Source organism: Magnetospirillum sp. 15-1, from assembly GCF_900184795.1.
Lineage (GTDB): Bacteria > Pseudomonadota > Alphaproteobacteria > Rhodospirillales > Magnetospirillaceae > Phaeospirillum.
Map to the genome: position 1 here is coordinate 122,959 of NZ_FXXN01000016.1, position 17,258 is coordinate 140,216.

General features: G+C 67.7%; 18 protein-coding genes and 1 pseudogene. 5 read left to right on the forward strand and 14 right to left on the reverse strand.

The window, feature by feature from the left end:
- Positions 1-58: 58 nt before the first annotated feature.
- The 10 genes from CP958_RS03445 to pedF form a co-directional block, all read right to left on the reverse strand.
- On the reverse strand, positions 59-907 hold the full coding sequence (locus tag CP958_RS03445) for an SHOCT domain-containing protein (protein ID WP_141400401.1): 849 nt from the start codon (positions 905-907) through the stop codon (positions 59-61).
- A 78-nt stretch (positions 908-985) separates the two neighbouring features.
- Positions 986-2,233, reverse strand: coding sequence for a porin (locus CP958_RS03450; protein ID WP_096700605.1), 1,248 nt, complete (start codon positions 2,231-2,233; stop codon positions 986-988).
- A 477-nt stretch (positions 2,234-2,710) separates the two neighbouring features.
- A complete protein-coding gene (locus CP958_RS03455; protein WP_096700606.1) occupies positions 2,711-3,337 on the reverse strand; it encodes a response regulator transcription factor in 627 nt (208 codons plus the stop codon).
- A gap of 216 nt (positions 3,338-3,553) precedes the next feature.
- Entirely contained in the window at positions 3,554-5,293 is a 1,740-nt protein-coding gene (locus tag CP958_RS03460) for a methanol/ethanol family PQQ-dependent dehydrogenase (RefSeq protein WP_096700607.1), read from the reverse strand.
- Between the two features lie 176 nt (positions 5,294-5,469).
- Complete coding sequence (gene pqqC, locus CP958_RS03465; protein ID WP_096700608.1) at positions 5,470-6,207, reverse strand: pyrroloquinoline-quinone synthase PqqC; 738 nt, start codon at positions 6,205-6,207, stop codon at positions 5,470-5,472.
- The gene (gene pqqB, locus CP958_RS03470) at positions 6,204-7,133 is read right to left on the reverse strand and encodes a pyrroloquinoline quinone biosynthesis protein PqqB (protein WP_096700609.1); all 930 of its coding nucleotides are present in this window, start codon (positions 7,131-7,133) and stop codon (positions 6,204-6,206) included. Before pqqB ends, pqqC begins: the two co-directional genes overlap by 4 nt.
- Entirely contained in the window at positions 7,130-8,062 is a 933-nt protein-coding gene (locus tag CP958_RS03475; protein ID WP_096700610.1) for a quinoprotein relay system zinc metallohydrolase 1, read from the reverse strand. The genes pqqB and CP958_RS03475 overlap by 4 nt, the downstream gene beginning before the upstream one ends.
- Complete coding sequence (locus CP958_RS03480; RefSeq protein WP_096700611.1) at positions 8,059-8,826, reverse strand: quinoprotein dehydrogenase-associated SoxYZ-like carrier; 768 nt, start codon at positions 8,824-8,826, stop codon at positions 8,059-8,061. Before CP958_RS03480 ends, CP958_RS03475 begins: the two co-directional genes overlap by 4 nt.
- A 1-nt stretch (position 8,827) precedes the next feature.
- Positions 8,828-9,676 (reverse strand): transporter substrate-binding domain-containing protein, encoded by an 849-nt coding sequence (locus CP958_RS03485; protein WP_096700612.1) that lies wholly within the window; start codon positions 9,674-9,676, stop codon positions 8,828-8,830.
- A gap of 4 nt (positions 9,677-9,680) precedes the next feature.
- On the reverse strand, positions 9,681-10,103 hold the full coding sequence (gene pedF / locus CP958_RS03490) for a cytochrome c-550 PedF (RefSeq protein WP_096700613.1): 423 nt from the start codon (positions 10,101-10,103) through the stop codon (positions 9,681-9,683).
- Between the two features lie 199 nt (positions 10,104-10,302).
- Here pedF and CP958_RS03495 point away from each other — a divergent pair, with 199 nt between their 5' ends.
- Genes CP958_RS03495 through CP958_RS03510 form a run of 4 tightly spaced genes read left to right on the forward strand, consistent with a single transcriptional unit; the run spans position 10,303 to position 13,920 of the window.
- Positions 10,303-11,451: an ABC transporter substrate-binding protein gene (locus tag CP958_RS03495; protein WP_096700626.1), complete on the forward strand. Its 1,149-nt coding sequence runs from the start codon at positions 10,303-10,305 to the stop codon at positions 11,449-11,451.
- Positions 11,436-12,395, forward strand: coding sequence for a PQQ-dependent catabolism-associated beta-propeller protein (locus CP958_RS03500; RefSeq protein WP_096700614.1), 960 nt, complete (start codon positions 11,436-11,438; stop codon positions 12,393-12,395). The genes CP958_RS03495 and CP958_RS03500 overlap by 16 nt, the downstream gene beginning before the upstream one ends.
- On the forward strand, positions 12,392-13,126 hold the full coding sequence (locus CP958_RS03505; protein ID WP_096700615.1) for an ATP-binding cassette domain-containing protein: 735 nt from the start codon (positions 12,392-12,394) through the stop codon (positions 13,124-13,126). The genes CP958_RS03500 and CP958_RS03505 overlap by 4 nt, the downstream gene beginning before the upstream one ends.
- Positions 13,123-13,920, forward strand: coding sequence for an ABC transporter permease (locus CP958_RS03510; RefSeq protein WP_096700616.1), 798 nt, complete (start codon positions 13,123-13,125; stop codon positions 13,918-13,920). The genes CP958_RS03505 and CP958_RS03510 overlap by 4 nt, the downstream gene beginning before the upstream one ends.
- Here the strand turns inward: CP958_RS03510 and CP958_RS03515 are convergent.
- The 3 genes from CP958_RS03515 to CP958_RS03525 are packed head-to-tail and all read right to left on the reverse strand — an operon-like array spanning position 13,910 to position 16,153.
- The gene (locus CP958_RS03515) at positions 13,910-14,479 is read right to left on the reverse strand and encodes an ATP-binding cassette domain-containing protein (RefSeq protein WP_096700617.1); all 570 of its coding nucleotides are present in this window, start codon (positions 14,477-14,479) and stop codon (positions 13,910-13,912) included. The genes CP958_RS03510 and CP958_RS03515 overlap by 11 nt on opposite strands.
- Positions 14,472-15,218 (reverse strand): ABC transporter permease subunit, encoded by a 747-nt coding sequence (locus tag CP958_RS03520; protein ID WP_096700618.1) that lies wholly within the window; start codon positions 15,216-15,218, stop codon positions 14,472-14,474. Before CP958_RS03520 ends, CP958_RS03515 begins: the two co-directional genes overlap by 8 nt.
- The gene (locus CP958_RS03525; RefSeq protein WP_096700619.1) at positions 15,215-16,153 is read right to left on the reverse strand and encodes an ABC transporter substrate-binding protein; all 939 of its coding nucleotides are present in this window, start codon (positions 16,151-16,153) and stop codon (positions 15,215-15,217) included. The genes CP958_RS03520 and CP958_RS03525 overlap by 4 nt, the downstream gene beginning before the upstream one ends.
- Before the next feature lie 104 nt (positions 16,154-16,257).
- Here CP958_RS03525 and CP958_RS03530 point away from each other — a divergent pair, with 104 nt between their 5' ends.
- On the forward strand, positions 16,258-16,764 hold the full coding sequence (locus tag CP958_RS03530) for a PQQ-dependent catabolism-associated CXXCW motif protein (protein ID WP_170958822.1): 507 nt from the start codon (positions 16,258-16,260) through the stop codon (positions 16,762-16,764).
- Positions 16,765-17,133: 369 nt separating this feature from the next.
- Here the strand turns inward: CP958_RS03530 and CP958_RS03535 are convergent.
- Positions 17,134-17,258 (reverse strand): annotated as a pseudogene (locus tag CP958_RS03535) (IS110 family transposase); the annotation flags it as partial.

Sequence of the window (17,258 nt, forward strand, 5' to 3'; positions counted from 1 at the left end):
GATCTTGGGCAAGGGGGCGGGGACGGACAATTCGACCTAGGTACAACGCATTGATTTATTAGAAGGAATCGATGATTTGCTTACGCTTTAAGGCATATTCCTTCGGGCTGAGCAGCCCCTTGGCCTTGAGCTGGTCCAAGGTCCGCAGCCGGTCCTCCACCGTGGGCGCCATGGGTGATTGCGCCACAGGCGCGGCGGCGGGAGCGGCGGGGGCGGGGGGCGCGGCCTTCATCTGCTGCTGCATCTGCTGCATCTGGCGCTGCATGTCCTCCATCTGGCTTTGGGCCTGCTTCTGGGCGGCTTCCGAGCCGGGCTCGGGCACCGTCATGGCGGCGGCGGGGATGGCGGCCCAATCGGAGCGGCGAAGCGTGATGCCGGAATTGGCCGCCGCCAGGATCTTCCAGCGGGAATCGGCCTTGGCCGGGGCGGAGCGGCGACCCTCGGCGATGGTCACCAGCCGGGGGTCGACCTTCTGGTAGGTGCCGGTGTCGTTGGGCGGCTCGGCCAATGCCTCGCCCAGGATGAGGTTGAGGCCGTCGGCGCCCACGAAGGCGCGCAGGGTGGTCAGCCGGGGCTCGTTGAGGCCCAGGATGGTCTTGCGCATGCCGATGGTGGCGACGCTGACGTCCTGGTCGGGTCCGGCCTTGGTCAGGGCCTTGGACAGTTGCTCGGCCACGAAGGCCCGCTCGTCGGCGGTGAGCAGTTCCACCGGCTCGCCGTCGCCGGTATCGAGGCGCAGTTGCGCCAGACCGTTGCGGATATCCGCCTTGGCCAGGGTGATGGGGTGGTTGCTGGCGCCGCCGCCGTCGCGCGGCACCAGGCGGACGTGCTGCCAGCGGGCTTCCCACAGGGTGGTCCCCGTCGTTTCCGCCGCGAAGGCGGGCGGTGGCGGGGACCCCGCGAGCACCGCACATCCCAGAACCAAGGCATAGATTGGGCTACGACGGTTCCGGGACATGCGGACCTCCTGTTCGGGTAGGGATGCTTAGTAGGTGACCACGACGCCGACCGCGCCGATCTGTTCCTTCTGGCTGGCGCCGTCGGACCAGTTGTTGGTCAGGTAGTTGTATTCGCCGACCACGCGGACCCACTTGTTGATCTCGTGGCGCAACTGGACGCCGGCCATGTCCTTGCTGGTCATGGTGTAGGTGACGGTGCTGGCGCTGGTCAGGCCCTCGGCCTTCTCGTAGGCGGTCTGGTCCACGTAGGAGGCGCCGTAGCGGGCGGACAGAGTGGTGCCCTGGCCGAAATTGTAGCCGGCCTGGGCATAGAAGCCGTAGCCCGTCTTGGCCTCGCCCTTGGCGTCGATGCTGTCGAACGACAACTGGGCGCCCGACAGGCCCATACCCTCGCCGTAATAGCCGTGGGCCACCAGATCGACGCTGCCGATGGACACCTTGCCGCCGATTTCGCCGCCGTAGATGCTGACGTTCTTGGTGTTGCCGGCATAGGTCTGGCCGGTGATCAGGGTCGGCGTACCAGTCAGGCCGGCCTGCTGCCAGGTGGCGTTGGCATAGAGCGCGGTGGGGGCGCTGCCCACCTTGCCGGCCCAGTTCAGGCCGCCTTCGAAGCGCGGCACGGTGGTCTTGGTGCCCGATACGGCGTTGGAGGCGTCCGAGCCGACGGTATTGGGCTCGAAGATGCCGGCGGTGGCCTTGAAGCCGCCGGCGAAGGCCGGGGTGGTATAGCGGACGTTGCCGTTCCAGCCGGCATAGGTGTAGCCGTAGCCGATGCCGCCCACCGTGGTGTTCAGCGCGTTATAGCCCTGGCCCTTGGAGTTGAGGCCGGCGCCGACGCCGAAGATGTACATGTCGTTCATGATGGCTTGGCCGCCGAAGATGCCCAGGGACTTACCGCCCTGAATCTCACCCCATGAGCCGCCATAGGTGGCGAAGGCCTCGCGGATCAGGCCGATATTTCCGCCCGAGGCGCCGTCGCCGTCCCAGTTGTGGCTGGCCGGGTTGTTGACGCTGGTCTGCAGCGACAGGCGCGCGGTCAGCTTGTTGCCGTCCAGGTCGGGCGACTTGACGTTGAAGCCGAAGGTCTCGGGGACGAAGCCCGAGATCACGTGCATGCCGTTGCCGGAATTGGTCGAGCCCGAGCCGATGGAATAGGCGACGTTGCGATAGGTCCGGTTGGCCTTGGACGGCCCGGAATCACTGGTCGAGTTGGTCACGAAGACGTTCAGGAAGCCGTCGACCGAGAACACCCAGCCGGCCGGATCGTTGCCCATCAGGACGATTTCGGCCCGCGCCGAAGGGGAAAGCGCAGAGACCGCCCCAATCGAACACAGCGCCGTCGTTAAGAACAAAGAAATTCTGCGCATGGCAAACCCCCTATATCGCTCACTGGCGAGTGGCAAAATCGGGGCGATGCTATGTCATGTTAAGGATATGAATAAGATAGGTAATGGTCGTAATACAAAAAGGCAATATATTGCGCTATGCGCAATTTTGGTGTTTTGTGATTTTGTCGTACGACAAAGGTTCAATTATTTATTCTATACTATTATCAGAGAATCAAAAGGACGCCACGGCAAAAGCCGGGCGTCCTGGCGGTCTGACTGATTCCCCTCTCCGCCGCCGTCACCGGGCTTGTCCCGGTGATCCACGTGGTTTCGCGCGGATGCTATTTAGCGCAACCGGTCCAGCGGTGTGGCGTGGATGCCCATGACAGGCACGGGCATGACCAAGGCTGAATGAGTGTGTACTCAGAAGCGACCGATCTGGCGCGCCACGATCACCGCCTGGGTGCGGCTGGTGACCTTCAGCTTGCGCAGAATGGCGGTCATGTGGGCCTTCACCGTGGTGTTGGTGACGTCCAGTTCGTAGGCGATCTGCTTGTTGGATTTTCCGCGCGCCAGCAATTGCAGCACCATGCGCTGGCGGTGGGTCAGCGATCCCAGCTTTTCCTCCAGCAGGGGATCGATGACCTTGGTCTTGGTGCCGAGAATTTCCTCGGGGCGGAAGATTTCGCCGTTCATCACCAGGCCCACCGCCTCGCACATGCGTTCCTTGGGCGAGGATTTGGGGATGAAGCCGGCTGCGCCGCAGGCCAGGGCCTGCTCGATGATGTCCACGTCCTCGCTGGCCGAGACGACGATGATGGGGGTGTCGGGCAGGTCTTCGCGCAGGCGCAACAGCCCGGTGAAGCCGTCCATGCCCGGCATGTTGAGGTCGAGCAGGATCAGGTCCATGGGCTCGTCGTCGGCGAGCACGGTGCCGATCTGGTTGAAGTCGCAGGCCTCCAGGCAGTCGGCGGTGTCGAAGGACTGGCCGACCACGTGGCGCAGCGCGTCGCGGAACAGCGGATGGTCGTCGGCGATCAGGACCCGCACGGCAAGGCCTCCGGAGAAATGGGGGTCGGGTAAAGGCCCGACCCCAGTCGACGGGAGGATCATAACACCGGCATTCCCGCTTCGGAAATTCGCATCGTCATAGTTCGACTCCATTTGAGCCTCCAAAGGACAGGGATGCCGTCAATACGGAAAGAAGCCCGATCTCGTCCGCCAGGGCGGCCCGCCTGAGCGGACCGCCCCTTGCGGACGGGATCTTCAGGACTTGGGCAGCTTGAACACCCAGAGCATGCCGCCCTGGGGGATGTCCTTGATCTTCTTGGCGACTTCGCCGCCCCACAGCGGCACGGCGCCGCCCCAGCCCGAGGCCACGGCCACGTACTGCTCGCCGTCCATCTCCCAGGTGACGGGCACGCCCACCACGCCCGAGCCGGTCTGGAACTTCCACAGCTCCTTGCCGGTCTTGGCGTCGAAGGCCTTGAGGAAGCCCTCGGGGGTGCCGGTGAACACCAGGTTGCCCTTGGTGGTCAGCACGCCGCCCCACAGCGGCGCCGGGTTCTTGTATTCCCAGACGATCTTGCCGGTGGCGGGATCGATGGCGCGCAGCGCGCCGATATAGTCTTCGTAGAGCGGCTTGATGGTGAAGCCGGCGCCCAGATAGGCGGCGCCCTTCTTGTAGGTGACCGGCTCGTTCCAGATGTCCATGCCCCACTCGTTGGCCGGGACGTAGAACAGCTTGGTGTCCGGGTTGTAGGCCATGGGCATCCAGTTCTTGCCGCCCAGGAACGACGGCGCCGAGAACACCACCTTGCCCTTGCCCTCGCCGACCGGGGCGCCCGGACGGTTCTCGGGCACGGTCTTGGGCTTGCCGGCGGAATCGAAGCCGGTGGCCCACGAGGTCTTGGTCACGAACGGCGTGGCGCTGATGAACTTGCCGTTGGTGCGGTCCAGCACGAAGAAGTAGCCGTTGCGGTCGGCCTTGGCGCCGGCCTTGATGGTCTTGCCGTCCTTTTGCAGGTCGAACGAGACGAACTCGTTGACGCCGTCGAAGTCCCAGCCGTCGTGGGGCGTGGTCTGGTAGTGCCAGACGATCTTGCCGGTATCGGGGTCGATGGCCAGGGTCGAGGCGCTGTACAGGTTGTCGCCGGGCCGCGTATGGCTGTTCCACGGCGCCGGGTTGCCGGTGCCGTAGAAGATCAGGTTGGTTTCGGGGTCGTAGGTGCCGCCCAGCCAGGTGGCGGCGCCGCCCGACTTCCACATGTCGCCCGGCCATGTGGCGTTGGTGGTGCCGGTGATGCCGTTGTCCTTGCCGTTGAGCGTGCCCATGTGGCCCTCGACGGTGGGACGCGACCAGATCAGCTCGCCGGTCTTGGGGTCACGGGCCTCGACCTTGCCGACGATGCCGAACTCGCCGCCCGACACGCCGGTGATAACCTTGCCCTTGACGATCATGGGCGCGGCCGAGAACGAATAGCCCGCCTTGTAGTCCTCCAGGTCCTTCTTCCAGACGACCTTGCCGGTTTCCTTGTTCAGGGCGACCAGCTTGGCGTCCAGGGTGCCGAAGATCACCAGTTCGTCATACAGCGCGGCGCCGCGGTTGATTACGTCGCAGCACGGCATGATGCCGTCGGGCAGGCGGGCCTCGTAGGTCCACTTCTGCTTGCCGGTATGGGCGTCCAGGGCGAACAGGCGCGAATACGAGCCGGTGACGTAGATGGTGCCGTCCTGGATCAGCGGCTGGCTCTCCTGGCCGCGCATCTTCTCGCCGCCGAAGGAATAGGCCCACACCGGCACCAGCTTGGACACCGTGTCGGGGTTCAGCATGTCCAGCTTGCTGAAGCGCTGGCCCTGGGTGCCGATGCCGTAGGTCAACACCTCGGAGGTGTTGTTGGGGTCGTTGGCGATGTCGGCGTCGGTGACCGGCTTGGCCATGGCTCCGGCGGCGGCCAGGAGCGCAACGGCACTGATGGCGCCGGCAAGATGTCGTTTGAAGCTCATAATGTCGAGTCCTCCCCGATCAGCCCAAATAATGGGCTTGCGAATATTTGTCGAGACAACGAATTCAAGCTGGCGCCTTTATTTTGGTGCCTAGAACTTGCCGTATGGTACGTGAATACTATTTGACGGCGACGATGGTGCAATTGCCAAAAGGTCCAATGCATTTCCGTCGCCTTTTACTCGGGGCTGTAGGCGCCGGGCGGAATCATGCCGGGCGTCACATAGGCGTGGTGCAGCGCGTCCAACTGGGCCCACAGCATGTCCAGCTTGAAGGACAAAGCGTGGATCACCTGTTTCTGCTGGTCGACGGTCTTGGCGTTCTCCTTGACCCAGGCCAGGCCGAAGCGCACGTCGCGCGGCGCCTCGTCCAGGCGCTTTCTGAAATAGGCCAGCGAGACGTCGTTGGCGAAGTCGTAGTGCTGCAGGAAGCCGGCGATGCGCTCCTTGTGGATGTCGGGGGCGAACAGCTCGGTCAGCGACGAGGCGATGGCTGCCAGCACCGAGTTGTCGCGCACATAGTTCACATAGGCGTCGCAGGCATAGCGGGTGGCGGGCAGCAACCCCTCGGTGGACTTCACGTAGTCGCGGTCCAGGCCCAACTGCTCGCACAGGTTCAGCCAGCGGGCGATGCCTCCCTCACCGGGGGCCTCGCCGTCGTGGTCGACCACGCGCTGGCGCCAGACCCGGCGGATGTCAGGGTCGGTGATGCGCGACAGGATCACCGAATCCTTGATGGGGATGATGGCCTGATAGTAGTAGCGGTTCAGCGCCCAGGCCCGGACCTGCCCCGGTGTCGCCTTGCCGCCGTGCAGCATCTGATGGAAGGGGTGCAGGTTGTGGTAGCGCTCGGCGCCCATGCCGCGCAGGTGGTGCTCCAGGTCGTCCGGGGACATGGGGGTCGTTTGGGAGGTCATAGGCTCATCTCCATTCCGTCGAAGCCGATTTCCCAACCTTCCGCCTCGGCCTGACGCCGTTCGGGCGTGTCGGCGACGAGAACCGGGTTGGTGTTGTTGATGTGGACGAACACCCGCCGCTTCACGCCCAAAGGCGCGAAGGCCGCCATGGTGCCGAGGGCGCCGCTCATGGCCATGTGGCCCATGCGCGACGCCGTCTTGTCGGAAAAGCCCGCCCGGATCATCTCGTCGTCGGTCCAGGTGGTGCCGTCGAACACCACCAGGTCCGCGCCCGACAGGCGCCGGGCCAGTTCGGGCGGCAGCGAGGCGCAGCCGGGGATGTAGAAGAAGCCCTTGCCCGTTCCGTTGCGCACGTGCAGGCCCACCGTGTCCTCGGGCACGCTGCCGAAATCGGGCAGGGAGGGGTCTTCCAGCCACAGGGCGATCTTGCCCGGCACGGCAAAGGCGGTGACATAAAGGCCGGTGGGGCGGCCGTCGCCGTCCTGAATGGCGGTCTCGGTGCCGAGGGACAGGGGCACGCGCGGCGCCAGGGCGGGATTGACCACGTTGAAGATGGCGTTGGCCTTCAGCACGCCCAGCACCCGGCCGGTGGCGTGGATGGCGAAGCGGTGGCCCTCGCGCAGCGTCAGCAGCCCGGCCACATGGTCCACGTCGGCATTGGTCAGCACCGCCGCCGCGATGGGCGAGCCGCGCCGGCCTTCCGGCGGATGCAGGGCGCAATTGGCCTTGATCTGGGCGGCGAGATCGGGCGAGGCGTTGAGCAGCACCCAGCTTTTGCCGCCATCGGCGCTGACCGCCAGCGAGGACTGGGTGCGTGCCGGTGCCGCCTCGTCGCCGCCCCGCGCCCGCCGGCACAGACGGCAGCCGCAGTTCCATTGGGGATAGCCGCCGCCGGCGCCGGCGCCCAGCACCAGAATGCGCATCATTGCTCGGCCCTCCTGAGGCTTGCCTGTTCCAGGCGCGGATAAAGGTGGGAGACGGACCGGACGAACTCCTCGCGCGCCAGGGCGATACCGGCGAAGCGGTCCGGGATGGGCCGTGCCATCACCTCGGTCATCTCCAGCCCGTCGGCGGCGGCGGTGTCCAACGTCGCGTCCAGCCAGACCAGCCAGTCGCGGGTCTGGCGGATGGCGCGGCCCTCCTTGTCGGGGCGGCCGTGGCCGGGAATCAGTATGCGAAAGGGCAGCTTGGCCATCTCGTCCAGCGCCGCCACCCAGGCCGCCACGTCGGCGTGGGGCGTGGTCGGCGCCCGGTCGAGGAAGGCCATGTCCGAGGCGAACAGCACGCCGGTGGCGTGGTCCAGCACCATCAGGTCGGCATCGGTGTGGCCCGATACGGCGATCATCTCCAGCCGGTGGCCGCCGACGGTCTGCACGGCGCGGGGAATGGGGCGGGCGGGGAGAAGGGGCTCGGTGCCCTGCATCCACGGGCCGACCATGCGGTACATGTTGTCGGCGAAGGCCTTGGCCTGAGTCTCCTCGCCCCGGATGGTGGCGGGCAGGGCCTCGATGCCCACGTCGGCGAAGGCTTGGTTGCCGAAGATGTGGTCGGGATGCAGATGAGTGTTGATCACCCGGATCACCGGCAGCGGCGTCACCCTGGCGATGGCGTCGCGCATCTCGCGGCCGTAAAGCAGCGACGGACCGGTGTCGATCACCACCACGCCGGTCTTGGTGACGATGAAGCCGGTATTGACGATATTGCCGCCGTTGGCCGACGAGAAATTCTCGGCGCGGCCGACGAAGACATAGGTATCGGGCGCCACCTTCTCGGGGCTCAGGCCATAGCGCCGCTCGGTGGCGCCGGTCGTGGCGGCGCAGAGCAGCAGCAGGGCGGCCAAAGCGAGGCGCTTCATCCCGGCCCTCCCTCGCGGATGCGGCTCTGGAACTGGTTGCCGTTGTTGTCGCGGCCCTCGAAGCGGAAGCCTTCGGCACCGGCCCGCCCCCTGACCTCCAGGGTGAGGATGGGGTTCTCGGATACCGGCTCGAAGGTGTCCAACTCGGCCAGCACCTTGCCGTCGGCGGCCTTGATCCATGAGGTTTCCAGGTAGAAGGCGGGGATGCCCGCCGCCAGCCCGGTATCCATGGGATGGATCATCTGCAGCCGTACCCGGCTGGTCTTGCCCTTGGGCCAGGAGCGGGACGCCGTCTCGCCCAGGCGGCTTTGCCAGGCGGCATCGGCCGAGGCCGCCGAGGGCAGCGTGCAGCCGCCGCCCGCCGCGTCCACCCACACCCCGCCCACATGCCAGAGACCGTCCTCGGCCAGGGCGGCGGCGCGGACCGGACTCGCCATGTTGATCTTGAAGCGGGTGGCGACGTAGGGCTCCGCCTCCAGCGGCCGCAATGCCAGAATCCTGGGGATGGGGTTGTAGTCGGCGAACAGCACGATCTCGCGCACCGCAAGCCCGTGGACCCGCACGGCTACCGGCAATTGGGCGGAATTCTCGGCCGAGGCCGGGGCGCTGACCTCCACCCGGGCGTCGAAGACGTAGGGCGCGGTGCCCAGCACCTGGGCGCGCATCTCGGGCCACAGCGGCGAGTCCAGCGGATCGGCCATTTCCTCGGCCCGGCCGGCGGCGGCCGGCAGCAGGATCAGCAGGGCGAGGAGAAGGCGCCGCATGTCACTCCTCCGGCGGCCGGTGGGCCACGCCGTGGCGCTTGAAGATGGCCGCCACGGTACCGTCCTTGAGCAGGGCGGCCATGGCGTCCTCCAGCACGTGGGAGAGCTGGCGGTTGCTGTCCTTGACCGCCAGGCCCAGCTCCCACCACGTCTTGGTCAGGCCGGCGGCGGGCATGGGGGCGGTGGGGAAGCGCTTCAGATCGGAGCCCAGCGCCGCCAGGATTTCCGTCTCGTTGCCCATCACCGCCGCCACCTCGCCCGCCCTGAGCGCGTCCACCGCCTTGGCGACGGTGGGGTAATGCACCACGTTGGCCGTATGATTGGGGGCCAGTTGGGCGGTGAGGTAGACATCGGCCAGGGTCGCCAGTTCGACGCCGACCTTCTCCTTCTCGAAGATGGTGATGTCGTCGTCCTTGATCACCCGTTCCGGCTGGCGGGCCACCACCACCCTTTCCCGGAAATAGGGGGAAAAGATCACCACGTTGGCGTTGCGCAGCATGAACACCCGGTCGGTGGGCACGTGCAGCATGGCGTCGGCCACCCGGCGTTCCAGGTAATGGCCTTTCCACACCGCGTTGCGCAGGTCGTCGTCGACGCTTTCGCCCGCCGTCAGTTCCATGATGGAGGGCTTGAGGCCCAGGCGCTTGGCCAGGGCCTTGGCGATATCCACGTCGATGCCCACCACCTCGCCGTCCTTTTTCGACGAGAAGGGCGGGAAGTCGCGGTAGACCGCCACCACCAGCTCGCCCCTGGCCTTGATGTCGTCCAGCCCGTCCGTCCGGGCGATGCCGTTCCCGGGGAACGACACCGCCGCCAGCAGCAGGGCGACCAGGGTGAGGAGGCGGGCCACCGTCCTATTGCTCCCGCACGGTTTCCAGCCAGGCGCGGATGGCCCACATGGCCTCCTGGCTCAGGATGCCTTCGAACTTGGGCATGTAGACGCGGCCGTCGCGCACCGCGCCGTGGCGGATGCGCTCCAGGAACCACTCGTCGCCCTCCAGCCCCTCGGGCAGGTAGCGCAGGTCCGGGGCGATGCCGCCCGAGATGGCGCCCAGGCCGTGGCAGCGGGCGCAATTCTGGTTGAAGGCCGAATCACCGATCTCGATGGCGCGCTTGTTGCCGCGATAGGGATTTTCCTGCTGCCACTTGTCGCCCAGTTTCTTCAGGCCGTCGGTCTTGACCGCCTGCGGGGTGACGTCGCCATGGGCCAGGGCGGCACCGATGCCGCCCGTCACCAACAGGGCCGCCAACGCCAAACGTCCAATCAAAGTACGCATTGCTCCGTCCTTCGCACCAAAACTCGCTGGGCGGCATGGTAGCGGCGAGGCCGGCGGGGCTGTATTGGACCTTGGCACAATTTCGGGCCGATTCCGGGCGTCCGGCGGGCTTCGACCCATTGGACAAAGGTCCAATTTTGCCGTGGCCCGCCGCTTCCTAGACTTGCCCTTCCGGCCCTGGCGCGAAAGAGGAGCTACGGTGCCCAGATTGATCCTGCTGCTGGCGTTCGTCCTGCTGGTCCCGGCCCACGCCGCCGGGGCCGAGGAGGTCCGTATCGCCTGGCTGTCCCTGCCGCGTGAGGCCCCGCGCGCGCCCTCGGTGCTGGACGGGCCGCCGCCCGGCGATACCGGTCTGGCCGGCTTGCGGCTGGCCGTGGCCGACGACAACGCGGGCGGCCGCTTCCTGGGTCAGTCGTTCCGGCTGGTGGAGGTGCGGCCCGAGGCTGATGCGGTGGAACGGCTGCTCAGGGACGGTATCCGTTTCGCGGTGGCCGACCTGCCGGTTGCCGACCTGTCGCGGCTGGCCGACGCCGCCAAGGGCTCGGGCCTGATCCTGTTCAACGCCGGGGCCGAGGACGATTCCCTGCGTGAAAAGGATTGCCGCGCCAACCTGCTGCACACCATGCCCAGCCGCGCCATGCAGGCCGATGCCCTGGCCCAGGTGCTGGTGCGGCGCAACTGGAAGAAATGGGCCATGCTGGTGGGGCCGGCCCCCGAGGACCAGTTGCGGGCCGCCGCCATCCGCCGCGCCGCCCGCAAGTTCGGGGCGAAGATCGTGGCGGAAAAGCCCTGGACCTATACCCGGGATGCCCAGCGCAATGCCGAGGGCGAGGTGGCCCTGCTGACCCGCGACTGGTCCTACGACGTGCTGATGGTGGCCGACGAGACCAACGAGTTCGGCGATCTGGCGCTATTCAACACCTTCGATCCGCGCCCGGTGGCCGGTACCCAGGGGCTGAGCGCCTCGGCCTGGCACCCGGCCCACGACCAGTGGGGCGCCACCCAGGCGCAGAACCGCTTCCGCGCCCAGGCGGGCCGCCCCATGGGGGAACGCGACTTCGCCGCCTGGGTGGCGGGCCGCGCGGTGGGCGAGGCGGCCATGCGGGCCAAATCCGCCGACCCCGAGCGCATCGCCGCCATGCTGCGCAATCCCGATTTCGCCCTGCCGGTCTACAAGGGCCGCACCGCCGGCTTCCGCCCGTGGGACGGCCAGTTGCGCCAGCCCATGCTGGTGGGCTGGGCGCGGGGCGTGGTGGCGACGGCGCCGCAGGAAGGCTTCCTGCATCCCGTCACCGATCTCGACACATTGGGTACCGACAGGGGAGAGAACGCATGCGTGTTGCGCTGACAGCCGTCGCCGCGATTTTGTGGTGTGGTGCCGCCGCCGCCCAGACGGCCTTCGTCTCCAACGAGAAGGACGATTCCATCTCGGTCATCGATCTCAAGACCATGGCGGTGAGCAAGACGGTCAAGGTGGGCCGCCGGCCGCGCGGCATCACCCTGTCGCCCGATTTCAAGCATCTCTACATCTGCGCCTCGGACAGCGACGCCATCCAGGTGATGGATACCGCCACGCTGAAGCTGCTGCACGATCTGCCCTCGGGCGAGGACCCCGAGCAGTTCGTTCTGCATCCCGACGGCGTGCGCCTCTACGTCGCCAACGAGAACAACAACGTGGTGACGGTGATCGATACCAGCACCCGCAAGGTGATCGGCCAGGTGGACGTGGGCATCGAGCCGGAGGGCATGGCGGTCAGCCCCGACGGCCGGGTGGTGGTCAACACCTCGGAAACCACCAACATGGCCCATCTGCTGGATGCCGACCGTCTGACCGTGCTGGACAATATCGCGGTGGGGGCCCGGCCGCGCTTCGCCGCCTTCGAGGCGTCGGGCAAGAGCCTGTGGGTCACCGCCGAGATCGGCGGCACCGTTCACGTCATCGACGCGGCCGCCCGGACCGAGCGGCAGGCGATCTCCTTCGCCATTCCCGGTATCCCCAAGGACAAGATTCAGCCGGTGGGGCTGAAATTCTCGGCCGACGGCAAGCTGGCCTTCGTGGCGCTGGGTCCCGCCAACCATGTGGCGGTGATCGATACCCAAAGTCTGAAGGTCCTGAAATACATCCTGGTGGGGCGTCGGGTCTGGCATCTGGAACTGACGCCCGACGGCGGCAGGCTGCTGGCCACCAACGGCATTTCCGGCGATGTCTCGGTGATCGACGCCAAGGCCCTGACGGTGATCAAGACCATCGCCGTCGGCCGCTATCCCTGGGGGGTGGCCATCAAGCCATGAGCGGCGCGCTGACGGTCACCGGTCTCGGCTATGCCTACCGTTCCGGCTTCGCGCTGGAGGAGGTGGCGTTCACCGCCGGGGCCGGGGCTTTCACCGTGCTGCTGGGGCCCAACGGGGCGGGCAAGAGCACCCTGGTCAATCTGGTGACCCGCCTCTATTCCCCCGGAGCCGGCGGCGTCTTCATCGGCGGGCACAGTCTGGCGGACGAACCGGGCAAGGCCCTGGCCCGCCTGGGAGTGGTGTTCCAGCAATCCACCCTCGACCTCGACCTGTCCACCGAGCGCAACCTGCGCTATGGCGCCGCCCTGCACGGGCTGTGGGGCAAGGCGGCTGACCGGTCGGTCGAAGATGGTCTGGCCCGCTTCGGCCTGGAGGCGGCGCGGAAACAGCCGGCCCGCTCGCTGTCGGGCGGCAACCGCCGCAAGCTGGAACTGGCCCGCGCCCTGGCGCACAAGCCCGCCGTGCTGGTCTGCGACGAGGCGACGGTGGGCCTCGACACGCCGTCGCGCCGTGCCCTGCTCGCCCATCTGCGCCGCCTGTGCCGGGAGGAGGGGCTGGCGGTGCTGTGGACCACCCACCTGATGGACGAGGTGGAGGAGGCCGACCCGGTGGTGCTGCTGAAATCGGGCCGAGTGCGGGCGGCGGGATCGGCGGGCGAGCTGATCCGCCGGGCCGGCGCCGACGGGCTGGAAAGCGCCTTTCAGGCCCTGTTGGCGGAGGAGGGGGCATGAGGGCCGCCCTGGTCGCCCTGTGGGCCATCCTGCTGCGCGAGGGTCTGCGCTTTCTGGGTCAGCGCGAGCGTATGATCTCGGCCCTGCTGCGGCCCATGCTGTGGCTGGTGATCTTCGCCGCCGGCTTCCGCGCCGCCCTGGGGGTGGCCATCACGCCGCCCTACGAGTCCTACATCACCTACGAGGTCTATATCCTGCCCGGCCTGATGGGCATGGTGCAGCTGTTCAACGGCATGCAGACCTCGCTGTCCATGGTCTACGACCGCGAGACCGGTTCCATGCGGGTGCTGCTGACCTCGCCACAGCCCCGCTGGTGGCTGCTGGCCTGCAAGCTGCTGGCCGGCGCCCTGGTGTCGCTGGTCCAGGTCTACGCCTTCCTGGCCGCCGCCTTGGCCTTCGGGGTGGAGGTGCCGCTTTGGGGCCTGCTGGCCGCGTCGCCGGTGTTGCTGCTCACCGGGTTGATGCTCGGCGCGGCCGGGCTGTTCCTGTCCTCGGCCATCCGCCAGTTGGAGAACTTCGCCGGCGTGATGAACTTCGTGATCTTCCCCGCCTTCTTCCTGTCCTCGGCGCTTTATCCCCTGTGGAAGGTGGCGGAGACCAGCCCGCTGCTGGCCCGTCTGGCCGGGTTCAATCCGTTCACCCACGCGGTGGAGGCCATCCGCTTCGCCCTTTATCTCGACGTGGCGCCCCTGTCCCTGGCCTGGGTGCTGGGCGGCCTGGCGGTGTTCTTCGGGCTGGCGGTGTGGGGTTATGACCCGTCCAGGGGCTTCCTCGCCCGCCGGGTCATGGAATAGCCACCACCCTCTGGGCCAGTCCGTCCAGGTCGGCGGGGTTGTGGCTGACCATCACCACGGCGGGGCGGTATTGGGCGCAATAGGCCATGACCGCCGCCCGGGTCAGCCGGGCGCTGTCCTCGTCGAGCGAGACGAAGGGCTCGTCCAGCAGCAAGGCGGCGGGACGCACCGCCAGGGCACGGGCCACCGCCACCCGGCGCGCCATGCCCAGCGACAGGCGGCCGGGCAGCTTGTCGCCTTCGCCCGCCAGTCCCAGGGCCGCCAGGGCGGCCTCGATCTCGGCCGCCGACAGGTCGGGGGCGGCCAGGGCGATGTTGGCGCCTGCGCTCATCCAGGGCAGCAGGCGGGGCTCCTGGAACACCATGCCCAATTGCCGGGGCCGCTCGGCCCGGCCGGTGAAGGCATGGTCCAGCCCGGCCAGGATGCGCAGCAGGGTGGACTTGCCGCAGCCCGAGGGGCCGACCACCGCCACCGTCTCGCCCGGCGCCACGTCGAGGCGCAGATTGGCGAGGACCACCCGGTCGCCGAAGCGCTTTTCGGTCACCTCGGCCCTAATCACGCCACTGCGCCGCCTTGCGCTCGATGGGGGCGAGGAGGCCCAGCTCGATGGCCTGGATGACCAGGATGAAGGCCAGGGAATAGGCCAGGATGCCGGTCACGTCGAAGCCCTGGAAGAACAGGTGCAGCTTGAACCCGATGCCGTCGCTTCGCCCCAGCAATTCCACCACCAGCACGATCTTCCAGATCAGCGCCAGCCCCGAGCGCGCCGCCACCATCAGATAGGGCGCCAGTTGCGGCAGCACCACGTGGCGCAGCGTCTTCCGGCGGCCCAGGCGGTAGATTCTCGCCATATCGGCATAGCCGGGATCGAGGGTGCGGGCGCCCTCCCTCAGGGTGACCACCACCGAGGGGATCTTGTTGAGCGCCACGGCGGCCAGGGCGGCACCCTCGCTCAGGCCGAACCACACGAAGCACAGGATGGCGGTGACCAGGGCGGGCAGATTGAGGAAGAACACCACCCAGCCGTCGAACAGCCGGTCCAGCACCGCCACCCGGCCCAGCGCGATGCCCAGCGCCGAGCCCACCGATAGGGCCAGGGCGAAGGATACCGCGACGCGGGCCAGGGTGATCGTCAGGTGATGCAGCAGGTCGCCCTGGACCGCCGCCTTGGCCAGCGCCGCCAGCACCAAGCCGGGCGGCGGCAAGGTGGCGGTGGGAGCGGCCAACGCGGCGACCTGCCATGCGGCGAGCAAGAGGGCCAGGGACAGGGCCTGCCAGACCATGCGCCGTCCCGTCACCAGAAGGTGCCCGGCTGCAGGACGGGCGACGGGCCGACCAGATCCTCGCCCCCCAGCTCGGCCAGCAGGGCGTAGAGACGTCGGGCGGAGTCCAACTCCACGACGCCGGGCGTGCCGGCGCAGAACCCGGCGCGATAGCCGTCTCGGGTGCGGGTGTCGGTGGCCCGCGTCAGGTGGTCCAGGCCCGCCCAGTCGAAGCCGGGGGCGCACATCCGGGCGCGGGTCTCGGTCTCGGCCTTGCGGAAGGCCTCGACCTCGGCGGCACGGGACTCAGCCCAGGGCCGGCGGAAGATCCAGCCGATCAGCGGCGGCTGTGCCTCAAGGCTCAGTTCGGCGGGAATGGCGGCCACGTCCAGCAGACGGCGGAAGCCCTTGGCCTCCAGCGGCACCGCCGAGGGCCAGAAGGTCAGCAGGGCGTCGAGGCGCCCGGCCTCCAATTGCTGGGCCAGCAGGGGCGGTGCGCCGAAGGTCCTGTCGACGATACGGTCCAATTCGATGCCGTGGCGTTTGGTGGCCAGGGCGCGCAGCAGCAGCCAGCTCTTGTCCAGCGGCCCGCCGGCTACTCCAACCCGCTTGCCCGCCAGATCGGCCAGGGTGCGGACGGGCGACGCCTCGGGGACCAGCAGGGCGCCGGTCATGCCCACCCAGGGGACGAAGGTCAGGTCGTGGCCCATGGCCCGCTGGCGCGACACCCACAGCCAGTCGCCCACCACCGCGTCCACCGAGCCGCCCAGCAGCGCCACCGCCGAGGAATCCTTGCCGGCCAGTTCCTGGGGCTGCACCCGGATGCCGTGGGCGGCGTCGATGCCGTGGGTGCGCATGGTCTCGATCTCCCACTGGGCGGTGCCGAAGGTCAGCAGACCGAGCCGCAAGGGCTCGGCGGCAACGGCCGGCAGGGCGGTCAGCAACACGATCAGCAACGGCGCCAGACGCATTGGGGGCTCCCTCCACTGCCTGCCAGTCTAGGAAGGGGCGGAGGGCTTCGGTATTGGACCTATTGCCAATGGGCCGTCGGGGGCGCCGCCCGGATGATGGCGGGATGAAGCGCCTTGCCCTCGCCCTGCTGCTGTTCGCCGCCCCGGCCCGGGGCGAGGAATACCGCATGGGCGATTACCGCGCCCCGGTGCCGCTGGGCCTGGACGGCGCCGTCACCGTCGATACTGACGAGGCTCGCGATCTTCTGGCCCGGGGCGACGTCGTGGTCCTCGACGTGCTGCCCGCGCCTCGTCGCCCGTCCGACGGCACCTGGTTGCTGCCCAGGCCGCGCCTCAGCCTGCCCGGCGCGGTGTGGCTGGCCAATACCGGCTACGGCGACCTGTCGCCCGCCATGCGGGAGTGGTTTGCCGGGCAACTGGCCCAATTGAGCGGCGGCGACAAGGCCCGCCCCCTGATGTTCTTTTGCGTCATCGATTGCTGGATGAGCTGGAACGCCGCCAAGCGGGCGTTGTCCCTGGGCTATGCGCGGGTCTACTGGTACCCGGACGGCTCGGACGGCTGGGAATTCGCCGACCTGCCCCTGGAACGGGTGGAGCCGCGCGGTCCGTGATTTTATCCATGGACGCGGATGGACACGGACGCCGCTTCGCGGCCACGGATGAGCACGGAGAATAAGAATTCCATTCCGTGTCCATCCGCGAGCGGTGCGAAGCGCCGCATCCGTGTCTTGTGTGGACGGCCCCTGCGTTGCAAGGAAAATTAGGCGCAGTGTCCGCCGGTCTGGGGCAGTCATGTGTCCGGCCTGTTTGCGCGGCACACCTTGCCGCTGGCCATGATGTGATCCGCGAACCGCTCCCAAATCATCCGTACGGCCTCGACCGGCCGGGACACGAACAGGGTTTTTCGGCTCGTGGGTCTGACCGGTCGCCATCACGCTTTCATCGCCCTCGCAATCGAAGTGCCGTGGTTGGACTTTGGTTCAGGCGGCCAATCCGGCTTGCCTGTGATATGTGCCGCCATGGGCGAGAATAGCCCAGGCGATCCGGGCCAGCTTGTTGGCGATGGCGACGGTAGCCTTGCGTGCCGGCATGCGTTCCAGCAGCG

What these genes read in the sequence shown, in the direction of transcription:
- CP958_RS03450 (WP_096700605.1), bottom strand. Translation starts at nt 2,233, where the DNA reads ATGGGCAACGATCCGGCCGGCTGGGTGTTCTCGGTCGACGGCTTCCTG.
- CP958_RS03460 (WP_096700607.1), bottom strand. Translation starts at nt 5,293, where the DNA reads ATGAGCTTCAAACGACATCTTGCCGGCGCCATCAGTGCCGTTGCGCTC.
- CP958_RS03525 (WP_096700619.1), bottom strand. Translation starts at nt 16,153, where the DNA reads ATGCGTCTGGCGCCGTTGCTGATCGTGTTGCTGACCGCCCTGCCGGCC.
- pqqB (WP_096700609.1), bottom strand. Translation starts at nt 7,133, where the DNA reads ATGATGCGCATTCTGGTGCTGGGCGCCGGCGCCGGCGGCGGCTATCCC.
- CP958_RS03505 (WP_096700615.1), top strand. Translation starts at nt 12,392, where the DNA reads ATGAGCGGCGCGCTGACGGTCACCGGTCTCGGCTATGCCTACCGTTCC.
- CP958_RS03480 (WP_096700611.1), bottom strand. Translation starts at nt 8,826, where the DNA reads ATGCGGCGCCTTCTCCTCGCCCTGCTGATCCTGCTGCCGGCCGCCGCC.
- CP958_RS03510 (WP_096700616.1), top strand. Translation starts at nt 13,123, where the DNA reads ATGAGGGCCGCCCTGGTCGCCCTGTGGGCCATCCTGCTGCGCGAGGGT.
- pedF (WP_096700613.1), bottom strand. Translation starts at nt 10,103, where the DNA reads ATGCGTACTTTGATTGGACGTTTGGCGTTGGCGGCCCTGTTGGTGACG.
- pqqC (WP_096700608.1), bottom strand. Translation starts at nt 6,207, where the DNA reads ATGACCTCCCAAACGACCCCCATGTCCCCGGACGACCTGGAGCACCAC.
- CP958_RS03500 (WP_096700614.1), top strand. Translation starts at nt 11,436, where the DNA reads ATGCGTGTTGCGCTGACAGCCGTCGCCGCGATTTTGTGGTGTGGTGCC.
- CP958_RS03530 (WP_170958822.1), top strand. Translation starts at nt 16,258, where the DNA reads ATGAAGCGCCTTGCCCTCGCCCTGCTGCTGTTCGCCGCCCCGGCCCGG.
- CP958_RS03475 (WP_096700610.1), bottom strand. Translation starts at nt 8,062, where the DNA reads ATGAAGCGCCTCGCTTTGGCCGCCCTGCTGCTGCTCTGCGCCGCCACG.